This is a genomic window from Micromonospora sp. NPDC005710, assembly GCF_040630995.1.
GTDB lineage: Bacteria > Actinomycetota > Actinomycetes > Mycobacteriales > Micromonosporaceae > Micromonospora.
In genome coordinates this window covers 133,691-149,532 of the sequence record NZ_JBEXYP010000007.1, presented here as the reverse complement: position 1 = coordinate 149,532, position 15,842 = coordinate 133,691, and the positions used below count along the sequence as shown (strand labels likewise).

Genomic DNA, 15,842 nt, shown 5'->3' with positions numbered 1-15,842 from the left:
GAGACCGGCCCGATCCACCGGCCCGCCCACTGCGGAATCCACCTGCCGCGTCACGACCACATCGTACGGTGAACACGCGTCCACCCAGCTCATCGATCAGGCCCAGGCCCACCGCCCAGACGGACCGCACCTTCGCTGGATCGCGATCCGCCTACTGCCGCGCGACCTCTCCGCCGCGCGCAACATCCTGGATGTAGTGGCCTGCCCAGCCCTCCGACCCCACTACAACCACGATCGAGCACGATCTTGCCCCCAGCACCCGCGCCCACCCGCCCCGCCGGCCCACAGCAACCTCTTCCGCGCCGATCTTGCAGTTTCGGTCGTCGAAATGCGCGGGATGCCCCTTATGTGAGGACAGGAAGTGCAAGATCGGCGCAAAGAGGGGCGCGCGGAGGCAACACGGAGGGCAGGGCGTCAGGCGGGGAGGAAGGAGAAGCGGACCTGGCGGGTCGGGTTGTCGCCGTTGGTGTCGACGAGGCAGACCGACTGCCAGGTGCCCAGCGCCAGCCGGCCGTCGAGCACCGGGAGGGTGGCGTACGGCGGAATGAACGCCGGCAGCACGTGGTCTCGGCCGTGGCCGGGTGAGCCATGTCGGTGCCGCCAGCGGTCCTTGGTGGGAAGCAGGTCGTCCAAAGCGCTGAGCAGGTCGTCGTCGGAGCCTGAGCCGGTCTCGATGATCGCCAGGCCGGCGGTGGCGTGCGGCACGAAGACGTGCAGCAGGCCGTCGCCCTCACCGGAGACGAACTGCTGGGCCTCGGCGGTGATGTCCCGGACCGTCGGCCGGGAACCGGTCTGGACAGTGATGACGTCGCTGCGCATACGTCGCATTCTGCCGTAGGGCGAGGTCAGGAACCGCCACCACCACCGCCGGAGTCACCGCCGCCGGACCAACCCCCACCGGAATCAACGCCGGATGAGCCTCCGCCGGAGTCACCGCCGGACCAGCCCCAGCCGGACCAGCCGCCGCTGGAGTCGGTGCTGCCGCCGGAGCCGTTGCGGTCACCGCTGGAGCTGTCGCGGTCACCGTCCCGCTGACGATCGACGTGCCGACCACCGCCGACGTCACCTGTGGCCCTCGGGTAGGCGGGGTACCCGGGGCCGTTCCGGTCCGGGCGGCGTTGATTTCGGGATTCGTGGGCGAGTCGAGCCTCGCGGCTCGCCTGCCACAGCCTGACCACGCCCAGGACACCCACCAAGGTGCCGAAAGCCCCTGCCCCCTTCAACGCTCTGTCATCGGAGACGAGCCCGAATACTCCGGTCGCCACTCCCACGACTCCGAAAAAGATCATGGTCCCGTGAAGCGCGACGATGTCTCTTTCCATGGCTGTGACGGTAGGAGGGGCGGGCAAACCGCTCAGGTTTCGTCGGGCCGTCGCGCTAAGTTACCGGTGAGTACCTGTGTTCAGCATCGCGTCGGGGGGACCTAGACGTGACGACGGGTGCCACCAGGGGGCAGGATGGCGCTAGAGACCTATCCCACACACAACCGAGGGAACGCCTGTGGCTACGGAACGCAAGCGCCCGGTGATCAGCGACGGCCTACCGAGCCAGCTTCCGGACATCGACCCTGAAGAGACAAGCGAATGGGTCGAGTCGCTTGACGGTGTCATCGACGAACGCGGCGCCAAACGCGCTCGCTACGTCATGCTGCGCCTGCTGGAGCGGGCCCGTGAGCGCCAGGTCGGGGTTCCGCCCCTGACCACCACCGATTACATCAACACCATCACGTCGGAGCGCGAGCCGTGGTTCCCGGGTGACGAGCACGTCGAGCGGCGGATCCGGGCGTACGTCCGGTGGAACGCCGCCATGCTGGTGCACCGGGCGCAGCGCCCGGAGATCGGCGTCGGCGGGCACATCTCCACCTTCGCCAGTTCGGCGTCGCTCTACGAGGTGGGCTTCAACCACTTCTTCCGGGGCAAGAACCACCCGGGTGGTGGCGACCAGATCTTCTACCAGGGCCACGCCTCGCCCGGCATGTACGCGCGGGCGTTCCTGGAGGGGCGGCTCAGCGAGCACCAGCTCGACGGGTTCCGCCAGGAGCTGTCGCACCCCGGTGGCGGGCTGCCCTCGTACCCGCACCCTCGGCTGATGCCGGACTTCTGGGAGTTCCCCACCGTCTCGATGGGTCTCGGTGGTCTGAACGCGATCTACCAGGCCCGGTTCAACAGGTACCTGCAGCACCGCGGCATCAAGGACACCTCCCAGCAGCACGTCTGGGCGTTCCTCGGCGACGGCGAGATGGACGAGCCGGAGACGCTCGGCGCGATCGGCGTGGCCGCCCGCGAGGAGCTGGACAACCTCACCTTCGTGATCAATTGCAACCTGCAGCGGCTGGACGGCCCGGTCCGGGGCAACGGCAAGGTCATGCAGGAACTGGAGGCGTTCTTCCGGGGTGCCGGCTGGAACGTGATCAAGGTTGTCTGGGGTCGTGAGTGGGACCCGCTGCTCGCCGCGGACACCGACGGCGCGTTGGTCAACCTGATGAACACCACTACCGACGGCGACTACCAGACCTACAAGGCGGAGTCGGGCGCGTACGTGCGGGAGCACTTCTTCGGCCGTGACTCCCGGACCCGCAAGATGGTCGAGCCGCTCAGCGACGACGAGATCTGGAACCTCAAGCGGGGTGGGCACGACTACCGCAAGCTCTACGCGGCCTACAAGGCGGCCACCGAGCACACCGGTCAGCCCACTGTCATCCTGGCGAAGACGATCAAGGGTTGGACCCTCGGCTCGCACTTCGAGGGCCGCAACGCGACCCACCAGATGAAGAAGCTGACGCTGGAGGATTTGAAGACCTTCCGGGACCGGCTCTACCTGGACATCCCGGACTCGGCGCTGGAGGACAACCCCTACCTGCCGCCGTACTTCCACCCGGGCGAGAAGTCCGAGGAGTTGGCGTACCTCAAGGAGCGGCGCGAGCAGCTCGGCGGGTACCTGCCGTCCCGGCGGACCAGCACGAAGCGGCTGGCCATCCCGGGCCCGGAGCGGTTCGCGGACATCAAGCGCGGCTCGGGCAAGCAGAAGGTGGCCACCACGCAGGCCTTCGTCCGTCTGCTCAAGGACGTGATGAAGGACAAGGAGTTCGGCAAGCGCTGGGTGCCGATCATCCCGGACGAGGCCCGTACCTTCGGTCTCGACTCGATCTTCCCGACCGCGAAGATCTACTCGCCGCACGGCCAGCGCTACACCTCGGTCGACCGCGAGTTGTTCCTGTCGTACAAGGAGTCGACCTCCGGGCAGATCCTGCACGAGGGGATCAACGAGGCTGGTTCGGTGGCCTCGTTCACCGCGGCCGGCTCGGCGTACGCCACGCACGACGAGCCGATGATCCCGATGTACATCTTCTACTCGATGTTCGGGTTCCAGCGGACCGCCGACGGGCTGTGGGCGGCGGCCGACCAGATGGCCCGGGGCTTCCTGCTCGGTGCCACGGCGGGTCGGACCACGCTCAACGGTGAGGGTCTTCAGCACGAGGACGGGCACTCGCTGTTGATCGCGGCCACCAACCCGGCGGTGGTGGCGTACGACCCGGCGTTCTCGTTCGAGATCGCGCACATCATGGAGCAGGGTCTGCACCGGATGTACGGGGACGCGCAGGAGAACGTCTTCTACTACCTGACGGTCTACAACGAGCCCACCCTGCAGCCGGCCGAGCCGGCCGACGTGGACGTGGAGGGCCTGCTCAAGGGCATCTACCGCTACTCGCCGGCACCGCAGGTCGACGGCCCGAAGGCCAACCTGCTCGCCTCGGGCACCGGGATGCAGTGGGCGCTGAAGGCTCAGCAGCTGCTCGCTCAGGACTGGGGGGTGGGCGCGAACGTCTGGTCGGTGACCTCCTGGACGGAGCTGCGCCGCGACGCGGTGGAGACCGAGGAGTACAACCTGCTCAACCCGGGCGCAGAGGCGAAGGTTCCGTACATCCAGCAGAAGCTGGCCGACGCGGAGGGCCCGAAGGTCGCGGTGAGCGACTTCATGCGGGCGGTGCCGGATCTGATCTCCCGCTGGGTACCCGGCGACTACACGTCGCTCGGCACCGACGGGTTCGGCATGTCGGACACCCGGCACGCGCTGCGCCGGCACTTCCACGTCGACGCGGAGTCGATCGTGGTGGCCACGCTGCGGCAGCTCGCCCGCAGCGGCGCGGTGGCGACAACGGTTCCGGCCGAGGCCGCCAAGAAGTACGCGATCGACGACGTCAACGCCGCCCCGGTCGGTGAGACCGGCGGCGACAGCTGACCGCAGCACCACTGAGGAGGGCCCGGCGCGCATGCGCCGGGCCCTTTCGGTGTACGGAGCGGCGGTGGCCCGGGAGCCCTGGCGGGGATCCGGACCACCGCCGTCGCGGGTGACGCCGGGAGGATGGCGCTCGTCAGCCGACGGCGGCCAGGTCGGTGAGCCGGGCCAGCGAGTCCTCCAGGTCGGCGCCGACCCGACGCAGTCCGAGGCGCAGCAGGGCCGCCTTGACCGGGCCGGCCGGCCAGCGGACCACGATGAGGCGCACGATCGTCCCGCCCTCCTCGTCGTCGCCGGTGAGCTGGACGTAGATCTCGGTGCGCGCCTCCGCCCGAGATCCAGCGCCCTTGGCCCGTTCCCGCCAGCCGATGAGTGTCGGCTCCTGGTAGGCGATCACCTCGGCCTCATGCGCCGAGCCGCGCCCCGCCTGGACCAGTTGTCGCCGCCCGAAGCCCTCTCCTGAGAGCACTTCGGCCGCGCGGACCCCGGCCAGCCAGGCCGGCAACTGCTCGGCCCGCTGAACGACATCCCAGACCACTTCAATTGGCGCCGCCACGTGCGCACTGCGTTCCACGAGGATCATTTCCGTCTTTCCTCCGGTGAGGACATCCCACGATATCGGCACTCTATGCGTTAAATCGGACTTACCTGGACGGGTTCGGAAAAAGACACGCCGATCAACCATTGCGGAATGCGCCAGCCCGGCCTATGGCGCATTCATCGAGAGCGCCCTAAAGTCCCGAGCACGTTTCACGTTCTCCGGGAGGGCGCATGTCGACAGCACCGATGCCCCAGTTCCCCACCGGCTTCCGCTGGGGCGTCTCCACATCGGCCCACCAGATCGAGGGCGCCGCCACTGCCGACGGCCGGGCTCCGTCCATCTGGGACACCTTCGCGGGCACCCCCGGGCGGATCAGCGACGGCAGCAGCGGTGCGGTGGCCTGCGACCACTACCACCGGCACACCGAGGACGTGGCGCTGCTGGCCGGTCTGGGGGTTTCCGCGTACCGCTTCTCCATCGCGTGGCCCCGGGTCCAGCCCACCGGCACCGGCCCGACCAACCCGGCGGGTCTGGACTTCTACGACCGGCTGGTGGACGAGCTGCTGGCCGCCGGCGTCGACCCGGTGGCCACCCTCTACCACTGGGACCTGCCGCAACCCCTCGAAGACGCCGGTGGCTGGCTGCACCGCGACACCGCCGCCCGGTTCGCCGACTACGCCGAGAAGACCGCTGCCCGGCTCGGCGACCGGGTCCGGCTCTGGATCACCCTGAACGAGCCCTTCATCCACATGAGCCTCGGCTACGGTATGGGCGTGCACGCCCCCGGCCGGATGCTGCTGCTCGACGCCTTCCCGGTCGCCCACCACCAACTGCTCGGGCACGGGCTCGCGGTCGCCGCGCTGCGGTCACACACCGCCAGCCCGGTGGCGATCGCCAACAACTACTCGCCCGTGCGGGTGCTCGGCGACAGCGACGCCGACCGGGCCGCCGGGACGGCGTACGAGGCGCTGCACAACAGGCTCTTCACCGACCCGCTGCTCGGCCGCGGCTACCCGGAGCTGCCCGGCCTCGACCTGGGCGTCATCCACCCCGGCGACCTCGACACGATCGCCACCCCGATCGACGTCCTCGGGGTCAACTACTACAACCCCACCGGTGTACGGGCAGCAGGGGACGGCTCGCCCCTGCCGTTCGACCTCGTCCCGCTCGACGGGTACCCGCGTACCGCCTTCGACTGGCCGGTGGCCCCCGACGGGCTGCACGAGTTGCTCGGCTGGCTGCGCGACACGTACGGCGACGCGCTGCCGCCCATCGAGATCACCGAGAGCGGCTGCGCGTACGACGACGCACCCGACGCCGACGGGCGGGTGACCGACACGGAGCGGATCGCGTACCTCGACGGGCACCTGCGGGCGGTCCGGGCCGCCATCGACGACGGGGTGGACGTCCGCGGGTACTTCGTCTGGTCGCTGCTGGACAACTGGGAGTGGGTCGAGGGGTTCACCAAGCGCTTCGGTCTGGTGCACGTCGACTACGCCACCCAGACCCGTACGCCGAAGTCGTCGTACACCTGGTTTCGCGGCGTGATCGCGGCCAGCCGGCCGGGGTCGGCGCGGTGACCAGCCTCGACCCGACGCCGCCGGCGCTGCCGGCGGCGCTCGCCGAGCCCACGGTGCCGGTGCGGCCCCGCTGGATCGGCCTGGTCTTCGCGGCCAACCTCGGCGTGTGGATGGCGTTCTTCACTCCCATCCAGGTGCTGTTGCCGCAGCAGATCGAGCAGATCGCGCCCGGCCACAAGGAGAACATGCTGGCCGTGGTCACCGGCCTCGGCGCGCTGGCGGCGGTGCTTGCCAACCCCCTCGCGGGCGCGCTGTCCGACCGGACCTGCCTCCGTATCGCCGGCCGCGAGTTCGGTCGTCGGCACGTCTGGACGGCGGGCGGGGCGGTGCTCGGCGCGGGGGCCCTGCTGCTGCTGGCCCAACAGCGGACCATCCTCGGAGTCGCCCTCGCCTGGGTCGCCGCGCAGGTCTGCTTCAACGCGATGCTGGCCAGCCTCACCGCGGCCATCCCGGACCGGGTTCCGGTGCGCCAGCGCGGCGCGGTGTCGGGTTGGGTGGGCATTCCGCAGGCTCTCGGCCTGGTCCTCGGCGCGGTGCTCGTCACCGCCGTGGTCAGCGGCAACGCCGCCGGCTACCTGGCCATCGCCGTGGCCATCGTGCTGTTGTCGCTGCCGTTCGCGCTGTTCACCCCGGACGAGCCGCTGCCGCGTAGCTTCCGGCCGGCGATTAGGACGCGGGAACTGCTGGCCTCCATCTGGATCAGCCCTCGCCAGCACCCGGACTTCGCCTGGGCCTGGATCACCCGCTTCCTGGTCCAGTTGGGCAACGCACTGGGCACCCTCTACCTGCTGTACTTCCTCAGCGACGCGGTGCACCACCCCGACCCCGAGGGCAGCCTGCTGGTGCTGATCCTGCTCTACACGCTCGGGATGATCCTGACCGCTGTGGTCGCCGGACGGATGTCCGACCGCTCCGGCCGACGCAAGATCTACGTGATCGTCTCCGGGCTGATCATGGCGGTGGCGGCGCTGCTGCTCGCTGTCGCGCCGGTCTGGCCGATGGCCATCGTCGCGGCGTTGCTGCTCGGCGCCGGCTACGGGGTCTATCTCTCGGTGGACGCCGCGTTGATCACGCAGGTGCTGCCCCGCGCGACCGACCGGGCCAAGGACCTGGGCATCATCAACATCGCCAACTCGGCGCCGCAGGTGCTCGGTCCGGCGCTGTCCGCCCCACTCGTGGTGTACCTGGGCGGCTACACCACGCTCTACGCGGTCACCGCAGTGGTCACCCTGCTCGGCAGCGCCCTGGTCGTCAAGATCCGCTCAGTCCCGTGAGCCAGGGGCGTCGCCCTGGGGGCGGTGGCGGAAAGCAGTCGCCTACAGCCGTAGGCTGGGGGACGTGACAGTACGTGTGCGTTTCGCCCCCTCCCCGACCGGTATGTTCCACGTCGGCGGTGCCCGCTCGGCGCTGCAGAACTGGATCTACGCCAAGCAGCAGGGCGGCGTGTTCGTGCTGCGCATCGAGGACACCGACGCGGCGCGCAACAAGCCCGAGTGGACCGAGGGCATCCTCTCCGCGCTGGACTGGATCGGGATCTCCCGGGGCAGCTACGAGGGCCCCTACTTCCAGTCGGCGAACGCGGGCGAGCACCGGGCCGCCGCCGCCCGCCTGCACGAGTCGGGCCGCGCCTACTACTGCGACTGCACCCGCGAGGACGTGCAGGCCCGCACCGGCTCGCAGTACCAGGGCTACGACGGCTACCACCGCGACCGTGGCCTCGGCCCGGGCCCCGGGCACGCGCTGCGCTTCCGTACGCCGGACGAGGGCACGACGGTGGTGGTCGACCTGATCCGCGGTGAGCCCACCTTCGAGAACAAGCTCATCGAGGACTTCGTCATCGCCCGGGGTGACGGCTCGCCGGTCTTCCTGCTGGCGAACGTCGTCGACGACATGACCATGGGGATCACCCACGTGATCCGGGCCGAGGAGCACCTGCCCAACACGCCCAAGCAGCAACTGCTCTGGGAAGCCCTCGGGGTCAAGCCGCCGGTCTGGGCGCACGTGCCGGTGGTGGTCAACGAGAAGCGGCAGAAGCTCTCCAAGCGCCGGGACAAGGTCGCCCTGGAGGCGTACCGCGACGAGGGTTACCTCTCCGGTGCGATGCGCAACTACCTCATGCTGCTCGGCTGGGCCCCGTCCGGCGACCGGGAGATCGTCCCGTGGTCGGTCATCGAGGACGAGTTCCGCCTGGACGAGGTGAACCTCTCCTCGGCGTTCTTCGACGAGAAGAAACTGCGCGCGTTCAACGGTGAGTACATTCGCGCGCTGCCGGTGGCCGAGTTCATCGACGCGTGCCAGCCGTGGCTGACCGGCACCGGGACGATCGCGCCGCCGCCGTGGCAGCCGGAGGAGTTCGACGCCGACGCGTTCGCCGCCGTGGCGGCGCTGGCCCAGACGCGCATCGCGGTGCTCAGCGAGATCGTGCCGAACGTCGACTTCCTGTTCCTGGCCTCGCCGTCGATCGACGAGGCCGCGTGGACCAAGACGATGAAGGACGGTTCCGCCGAGCTGCTGGACGACGCCGTGGCGGCGTTCGAGGCGCTGGAGTCCTGGGACACCGATTCGCTGAAGTCGACGCTGGAGGCGGTCGGCGCCGAGCGGGGCCTGAAGCTCGGCAAGACGCAGGCGCCGGTGCGGGTCGCGGTCACCGGCCGCACCGTGGGTCTGCCGCTGTTCGAGTCACTGGAGGTGCTCGGTCGCGAGCGCACGCTGACGAGAATCCGCGCCGCCCGCCTACGCCTGGTCTAACCCTCCCGAGCCCCGCCCTCGCCCCGCCCTGCCCGCCCTGCCCCGCCCTCTAACGCGCCGATCTTGCACTTTCGGTTGTCGAGATGAGCGGGATGCCCCTTGTGCCGGGACAGTAAGTGCAAGATCGGCGAGCCAGGGACGGCGCGGGGGCGGCGGTGCGGGGCGTTGGCGTGGTCGTCAGGCTCTGCGGCGGCGGAACACGAGGCCGGCGGCGAGTGCGGCGAGCACCAGTAGGCCGCCGAGAGCCCAGATCCACCACCGACTGCCGGAGTCGGACTGGTCCGACGCGGCTGGCACCGGGGAGGCCGTCAGGCTGCCGGGTGTGGCCGACGCTGGCCCGGCCGAGGCTGAGGCCGTCGCAACCGTTGACGGGTCGGCCGAGGGTGCGCCGGCCGACGCCGACGGACCGGCGGCCGGCGGTGACGCGGACGGGTCCGCGGAGGTGCCGGTGGTGAGGGTGAACCGCACCTCGCCCTTCACCGGATGCCCGTCGGACGACGCGAGCTGGTAGCCGACGATGTAGAGCCCCGCGGCGGCCGGCTTGAACGGCACCCGCACCCGACTGCCGTCGAAGGCGGGAGTCCCGCCAGCGACCACATTGTCCGGTCCGGTTATTGTGATCTTCGTCGTAGTCGGCGACGGCTTGGCGAGAAACCGCAACTCGATCCGCGCGGGTGCCGTCGCCACGCGAGCGCCGTTGCGCGGGTTGCTGCCGGTCAGCTCGTTGTGAGCGGCGGCCGGCGTCGCCGGCATCAAAAACGACACACCGAACGCCACGCCGAGCACCACTGGCACGACCCGCACCGTCCGTGTAACCCTGCCCCCCATGAACCCCTCCGTAAGGGTACGATCCGCCCGCTGATCAAACGGCTCCTCATTAGTCGAGCAGAGATCGCAGATAGTTCCAAATACTGTTCCGAAAGCTGCAACTCATCGACGTTCTGCGGAGTCTGTAGGAGTGGACGCGACCATCTGGTCGATGCCGCACCGGCAGGTCGGTCCGGAGGTCACGACGAAGCCATCCATCGAACGGGGCGAGGAGGCGGGATGGTCCGACACATGAGGCGGTTGGCCGCCGTGTTGGCGGGCACTCTGGCGGCGACACTGCTGTCGCTGGGCACCGCCGGCTCGGCCTCGGCGGCGCCGAAACCGGCACCCGCCGGAGTGGACATCACCGGCACGGGACTGTCCACGCCGCTACGGATGCACGCGGACAAGGAGCCGGCCCTCGTGGGCGCGGTCATCGACCAGGTCAACTTCCTCGCTCGCACCGGCATGCCGACCGGTCCGAAGGCGGCAAACCTCGGTCCGAAATACACTGTCGTGGTGCTCGCCGGCGACACGCCTAAGCAGACCTACGATCTCTACCCCAAGGCGATCGGCGGCCCCCGTGTGTACCGGCCGGCGAAGCAGCCGGACGGCCGCAAGACGAGCGCCGGCTGGTTCCTGGGTCGGCTCAGCATGTCCGAGACCCTGCGCACCGCCGGTGTGCCGCTGGAGCGACAGTTCGACACCGTCAGCGGCGGCGCGGGCGGCGGCGAGCGGGTGCTCCCGGAGGACACCCTCGACCCGGCGAAGGACCTCGACGAGGCGCTCGGTGACCTTCAGCGCCTGCTGCTGCTCAACGTCGGCGTGATGCTGACCATCACCGTCGGCCTCGCCGGGATCGCCCTGCTGATCCGCCGCCGCACGCGCTGAACCCGCACACACGCACTGAACCCGCACAGAGGCATTGACGCCCGACGCACTCGCTGATCAGCGAGTGCGTCGGTGTGTTCAGCACCAGCGGCGCGGTGGGCGCTCCCGGCGGGTGGCCCGTGGGCGCGGTCGGACCGCACCATGCCGATGCGCCCCGGCCCAGCCGGGAAGTTCGCTAAGGCAACCAGAGGGAACGTCCAGATCGGGCTCGGCGGAGCGCTGACGTGGGATGTCCTCATCGGCCCGGCCGACGAGTGGCTCCCCCGGGTGCGATGGCGCGCCGCCGACCCCCCGGCGGTGCTTGCCGGCCGCCTGCGGGTCGTGGTGCCCCGGCCGGCAGGGCTCGCCCTGGGCGCAGCCGTGCTCGGCCTCCCCGTGCGCCATCCCCGGTCTCCTCACGCTCGTCCCACCCTCGGGTGCTCTCCCCGAGGTGCCCTGTCACCGTACTGGCCGGGACCGACGGGCCGCGCGCAGCGTACCCGGGGTCCGGACCGGCTGGGCCGCGAAGACGCCGCTGAGCGCGGGGCGCGGTTACGCAGTTCACAGCTTCTTCTCGTGCCGTTCAGAGTGGGGCCTGGACGTCCCGTACGCCTTGGCGCTCTTGCGGACGAAGGCGCAGGGCAGCCCGGTGTGCCGGCCGAGGGCGCACGAACGTGCCGGTCAGCCGACAGGTGGTGTCGATCTCGCGGGCCAGCGCGGCAAGGGTTTCCACATCGGTCACGATGATCATTATCGGGTTGGTGGGCGACGGTAGGGGTACCCCTTTCGGCCCATGGCGGTGCGATCGGGGTCCTCCCCCGGTCGGAGTTGGGCGGGCGGCGGCTGTGGTGGGATCGAGGCATGCGTCCGCCACCGTGGCTCGACTCCGGCTCCCGAGGCCGTGACGTTGTGCTGGCCGGCGCGTCGCTGGCCGGTGGCCTGGTGCTGCACGCCCTGGGTTGGCAACCGCAGATCCGTCCGGACGCGGACGTGCCGTCGGCGCTGTTCCTCCCGCCGCTGCTGGCGGTCTGCGTCGCCGTCGGCCTGCGCCGGGTCGCACCGCGCGCCAGCCTGGCCGTGGGGACCGGCGCGCTCGTGGTCGACACGGCGTTGGGCAGTTCGCTGGGCACGGTCCTGGTCTACACGCAGGTGCTCTACGACGCCTGCGTGTACGGCCCGCCCCGGCTGTGGCGGTGGTTGCTGCGGATCACCGTGGCGCTGAGCCTGATCGGGGTGGTCGGCGGGGTCCTCGGGTACGGCCGGCGGGGGGCGGCGCTCGGGGTGCTCGTGGTGCTTGTCGGGCTGCTCCCGGTGCTGACCGGCATCAGTGTGCGGCAGTATCGCGACCAGGCCGCCGCGGAGCGGGCGCGGGCCGAGCAGACCGCCCGGCTCGTCGAGTTGGACCGTCGGCAGGCGGTGAGCGCCGAGCGGGCCCGGATGGCGCGGGAGCTGCACGACGTGGTCGCGAACCACTTGAGCGCGGTGGCCATCCACGCCACCGCCGTGCTCTCCGTACCGGGGTTGGATCGAGGTCAGGTGGAGTCGGCGTTGCGGGTGATCCGGGAGAGCAGCGTGCAGGGCCTCGCCGAGATGCGACAGATGATCGAGGTGCTGCGCGAGCCGGGAACCAGCGGCGGGCCGGTCACGCCGGAGGTGGTCAGCGCGCGGCTCGCCGAGGCGGACGGGCTTGTCGAGCGGGCCCGGGCGGCCGGCCTCGCGGTGCGGTTCCGGACCGCTGGCACGCCGGGCGCGCTGCCGGTCGGGGTGGATCTCGCGGCGTACCGGATCGTGCAGGAGTCGCTGACGAACGCGCTCAAGCACGGTACGGGCGAGGCGGAGCTGACCATCGCGTACCGGCCGGCCGAGGTGGTGCTGACTGTGGAGAACCCGGTGCGTGGGAGCGGGGCCGGGTTGGCGGGTGCCGGGGCCGGGCTGATCGGCATGCGGGAGCGGGCCACGCTGCTGGCTGGCCGGTTCACCGCCGGGCCGCACGACGGCCGCTGGCAGGTGCGGGCCGCCCTGCCCACCGGGGAGACCGGGTGACCGGGTTCGCGCGGTCGCCGGGCGGCGAGGTGGCGGCGACGGTACGGGTGGTGCTCGCCGACGACCAGCCTGCGGTACGGGCCGGGCTGGCCCTGATCCTCGGTGGTTCGCCAGGGATCGAGGTGGTGGGTGAGGCGGACGACGGTGACGCGGCGGTGCGGCTGTGTCGGGAGTTGCGTCCGGACGTGGCGGTGGTGGATGTGCGGATGCCCCGCCGGGACGGGATCTCCGCGACCCGGGCGATCGTCACCGACGGGCTCGCCGACGTGCTGGTGCTCACCACGTTCGACCTGGACGAGTACGTCTTCGGGGCGTTGCGGGCCGGCGCGGCCGGGTTCCTGCTGAAGGACACCGACGCGGACGGACTGGTCAGCGCGGTGCGGACGGTGGCGCGGGGCGACGGGTTCATCGCGCCGACGGTGACCCGCCGGTTGATCACGGCGTTCGCGGCCACCGCGCCGGGGGCGTCGGCGGACGCCCGGGCCGCGCTCGACACTCTCACCCCGCGCGAACGGGACGTGCTGGCCTGCCTCGGGCTGGGTCTGTCCAACCAGCAGATCGCCGATCGGCTGGTGTTGGCGGAGAGCACCACCAAGACCCACGTGAGCCGGATCCTGGCGAAGCTGGACCTGCGCAGCCGGGTGCAGGCCGCGATCCTGGCCCAGGAGGTGGGCCTGCCTCCTCCCCCGCAGTCGTGACACCGCTCAAGTGGGCACGCCGCGCTGACCGGTGCCGGCGCGGTTGGCCTGCTCACGACGTGTCAGGCTAGGGCGGTGAGCACGCCTGGCGGTGGAGAGCTGTCGGCCACGCTGCGCCGGATCGAACGATCGGCGGGGGTGTTGGCCACCTCCAGCGTGGCCCGGATGGACGAGACCCTGCCCTGGTTCCGGGCACTGCCGGCCGACCAGCGTTCCTGGGTGATGCTCGTCGCCCAGGCGGGCGCCCGTTCTCTGGTGCAGTGGCTGCGCGAGGGCGGCGGCACGGCGGACAGCACCCAGGAGGTCTCGGACGACGTCTTCGACGCCGCCCCGCAGGCGCTGGCCCGGTCGATCACCCTGCAGCAGACCGTGGCGTTGATCAAGGTGACGATCGACGTGGTCGAGGAGCAGGTGTCGCAGCTGGCCGCCGAGGGCGAGGAGCAGCTGCTGCGCGAGGCGGTGCTGCGCTTCTCCCGGGAGATCGCGTTCGCCGCCGCCCGGGTGTACGCGCGGGCCGCCGAGTCGCGCGGCGCCTGGGACGCCCGGTTGCAGGCGCTGCTCGTGGACGCCCTGTTGCGCGGTGACTCGCCGGACGTCCTGGCCAGTCGGGCCGCCGCGCTCGGCTGGACCGACGCGCCGCCGGTGGCGGTGGCTGTCGGTCGGTCTCCCGGCGGGGAGGTGTCCGCCGTGCTGCACGTGGTGTACCGGCAGGCCCGCCGGATCGGCGTGGAGGTGATCGGCGGCGTCCACGGCGACCGGTTGGTGATCGTGCTGGGTGGCGCACCGGACCCGCTGACCGCCACCGCGAAGCTGCTGAGCGCCTTCGGGGATGGCCCGGTGGTGGTCGGTCCGGCAGTGCCGAGCCTGGACGAGGCGACCGAGTCGGCGCGGGCCGCGCTCTCCGGGTTCCGGGCCGCGCCGGCCTGGCCCAGCGCGCCCCGGCCGGTGCCGGCCGCGGACCTGCTGCCGGAGCGGGCTCTCGCCGGGGACGCGGAGGCCCGTCGGCGGCTTCGTCACGATGTGTACGGGACACTGGTACGCGCCGGTGGTGAACTGCTGGCGACCTTGGACGCCTTCCTGGCCGCCGGCGGCACGTTGGAGAGCGCGGCCAGGGCTCTGTTCGTGCACCCGAACACGGTGCGTTACCGTTTGCGTCGGATCGCCGAGGTGACCGGGTTCTCGCCGCTGTCACCGCGGGACGCGTTCGCCCTTCAGGTCGCGCTGACCGTGGGTCGGTTGGATCCGGTTCCCCCGCCGGTCCCGACTCAGACAATCACCCCGGGAACCCGGAAATCGGCCCAAACAGAGGATGATCCCCGCCGATCTTTGTAGGAAACCTCCAAAGGTTCTAGTGCGGTTTGGTTGATCGCGGCACCGCGTGGGGGGCGGTTATCCGGGAGAGTCATAGTCGTGCTCGCCGTACTTAGTCCCGGCCAGGGTTCTCAGAAACCCGGCTTCCTGACCCCCTGGCTCGACCTGACCGGCACCGAGGCGCGACTGCGCGAGTGGTCGGTCCTGGCCGGGGTCGACCTGCTGCACCTGGGCACCGACGCCGACGCCGACGAGATCAAGGACACCGCACGTACCCAGCCGTTGCTGGTCGCCGCGGCGTTGCTCGCGGCCGAGCACCTGCCGCTGGACGGCGTCGCGCTCACCGCCGGCCACAGCGTCGGCGAGCTGGGTGCCGCCGCCCTGGCCGGTGTCCTGTCCGCCGACGCCGCGATCAGCCTGGCCGGCGTGCGCGGCCGGGAGATGGCCGCCGCGTGCGCGCTGGAGCCGACCGGAATGGCCGCCGTGCTCGGCGGCGACCCCGACGAGGTGATCGCCGCGATCGAGGCGAACGGGCTCTACCCGGCCAACCGCAACGGGGCCGGGCAGATCGTCGCCGCGGGCGCCCTGGACGGGCTGGACAAGCTCGCCGCCGCGCCGCCCGCCCGCACCAGGATCATCCGACTCCAGGTGGCCGGCGCGTTCCACACCCCGTACATGGCTCCGGCCGAGACCGCGCTCGCCGCGGAGGCCGCCGGGATCACCCCCGCCAATCCGGCCCGGACCCTGCTGTCGAACCTCGACGGCACCGCTGTCGACGACGGCGCGGCCATGCTGCAACGCCTCGTCCGTCAGGTCACCGCGCCGGTGCGCTGGGACCTGTGCATGCGTACGCTGGCCGACCTCGGGGTCACCGGCGTGATCGAACTGCCCCCGGCCGGCACCCTCGCCGGCCTGGTCAAGCGGGAACTCAAGGGCGACGGCGCCCCGGAGATCGTCACCCTCAACACCCCGGACGACCTGCCGGCCGCACGGGACCTGATCGCCCGT

At 71.0% G+C, this 15,842-nt stretch carries 13 protein-coding genes and 1 pseudogene; 9 read left to right on the top strand and 5 right to left on the bottom strand.

The window, feature by feature from the left end; translation table 11 throughout:
• Window positions 1-414 precede the first annotated feature (414 nt).
• Window positions 415-819, bottom strand: a complete 405-nt coding sequence (locus ABZ406_RS12135; RefSeq protein ID WP_357759403.1) for a YjbQ family protein — start codon at window positions 817-819, stop codon at window positions 415-417.
• A gap of 681 nt (window positions 820-1,500) precedes the next feature.
• Between ABZ406_RS12135 and aceE the strand changes: the two genes are divergently transcribed.
• Window positions 1,501-4,239, top strand: a complete 2,739-nt coding sequence (gene aceE / locus ABZ406_RS12130) for a pyruvate dehydrogenase (acetyl-transferring), homodimeric type (protein ID WP_357759400.1) — start codon at window positions 1,501-1,503, stop codon at window positions 4,237-4,239.
• Between the two features lie 133 nt (window positions 4,240-4,372).
• On the opposite strand, the gene ABZ406_RS12125 is transcribed toward aceE, so the two are convergent.
• Window positions 4,373-4,819 carry an SRPBCC domain-containing protein gene (locus tag ABZ406_RS12125; protein ID WP_357759397.1) on the bottom strand — a complete coding sequence of 149 codons (447 nt, stop codon included), beginning with the start codon at window positions 4,817-4,819 and terminating at the stop codon, window positions 4,373-4,375.
• A gap of 188 nt (window positions 4,820-5,007) precedes the next feature.
• Between ABZ406_RS12125 and ABZ406_RS12120 the strand changes: the two genes are divergently transcribed.
• From ABZ406_RS12120 to gltX, 3 genes are all read left to right on the top strand, one after another.
• Complete coding sequence (locus ABZ406_RS12120) at window positions 5,008-6,357, top strand: GH1 family beta-glucosidase (RefSeq protein WP_357759394.1); 1,350 nt, start codon at window positions 5,008-5,010, stop codon at window positions 6,355-6,357.
• On the top strand, window positions 6,354-7,631 hold the full coding sequence (locus ABZ406_RS12115; RefSeq protein WP_357759392.1) for an MFS transporter: 1,278 nt from the start codon (window positions 6,354-6,356) through the stop codon (window positions 7,629-7,631). Before ABZ406_RS12120 ends, ABZ406_RS12115 begins: the two co-directional genes overlap by 4 nt.
• Before the next feature lie 64 nt (window positions 7,632-7,695).
• Complete coding sequence (gltX, locus tag ABZ406_RS12110) at window positions 7,696-9,105, top strand: glutamate--tRNA ligase (RefSeq protein ID WP_357759390.1); 1,410 nt, start codon at window positions 7,696-7,698, stop codon at window positions 9,103-9,105.
• A 177-nt stretch (window positions 9,106-9,282) separates the two neighbouring features.
• Here the strand turns inward: gltX and ABZ406_RS12105 are convergent, their stop codons facing one another.
• Window positions 9,283-9,909, bottom strand: coding sequence for a copper resistance CopC family protein (locus tag ABZ406_RS12105; RefSeq protein ID WP_357759387.1), 627 nt, complete (start codon window positions 9,907-9,909; stop codon window positions 9,283-9,285).
• 243 nt (window positions 9,910-10,152) lie between these two features.
• On the opposite strand from ABZ406_RS12105, the gene ABZ406_RS12100 reads away from it, so the two are divergent.
• Window positions 10,153-10,803 carry a hypothetical protein gene (locus tag ABZ406_RS12100; RefSeq protein ID WP_357759384.1) on the top strand — a complete coding sequence of 217 codons (651 nt, stop codon included), beginning with the start codon at window positions 10,153-10,155 and terminating at the stop codon, window positions 10,801-10,803.
• 78 nt (window positions 10,804-10,881) lie between these two features.
• Here ABZ406_RS12100 and ABZ406_RS12095 read toward each other — a convergent pair whose 3' ends face one another.
• A complete protein-coding gene (locus ABZ406_RS12095; protein WP_357759381.1) occupies window positions 10,882-11,187 on the bottom strand; it encodes a hypothetical protein in 306 nt (101 codons plus the stop codon).
• Between the two features lie 178 nt (window positions 11,188-11,365).
• Window positions 11,366-11,524 (bottom strand): hypothetical protein, encoded by a 159-nt coding sequence (locus ABZ406_RS12090; protein WP_357759378.1) that lies wholly within the window; start codon window positions 11,522-11,524, stop codon window positions 11,366-11,368.
• Between the two features lie 119 nt (window positions 11,525-11,643).
• Between ABZ406_RS12090 and ABZ406_RS12085 the strand changes: the two genes are divergently transcribed.
• The 4 genes and pseudogenes from ABZ406_RS12085 to ABZ406_RS12070 all read left to right on the top strand — a co-directional run.
• Window positions 11,644-12,825: a histidine kinase gene (locus tag ABZ406_RS12085; protein ID WP_357759376.1), complete on the top strand. Its 1,182-nt coding sequence runs from the start codon at window positions 11,644-11,646 to the stop codon at window positions 12,823-12,825.
• Complete coding sequence (locus ABZ406_RS12080; RefSeq protein WP_357759373.1) at window positions 12,822-13,523, top strand: response regulator transcription factor; 702 nt, start codon at window positions 12,822-12,824, stop codon at window positions 13,521-13,523. Before ABZ406_RS12085 ends, ABZ406_RS12080 begins: the two co-directional genes overlap by 4 nt.
• Window positions 13,524-13,547: 24 nt before the next feature.
• Window positions 13,548-14,855, top strand: a complete 1,308-nt coding sequence (locus ABZ406_RS12075; RefSeq protein WP_357759755.1) for a helix-turn-helix domain-containing protein — start codon at window positions 13,548-13,550, stop codon at window positions 14,853-14,855.
• A 78-nt stretch (window positions 14,856-14,933) separates the two neighbouring features.
• Window positions 14,934-15,842: pseudogene (locus ABZ406_RS12070) on the top strand (ACP S-malonyltransferase); the annotation flags it as partial.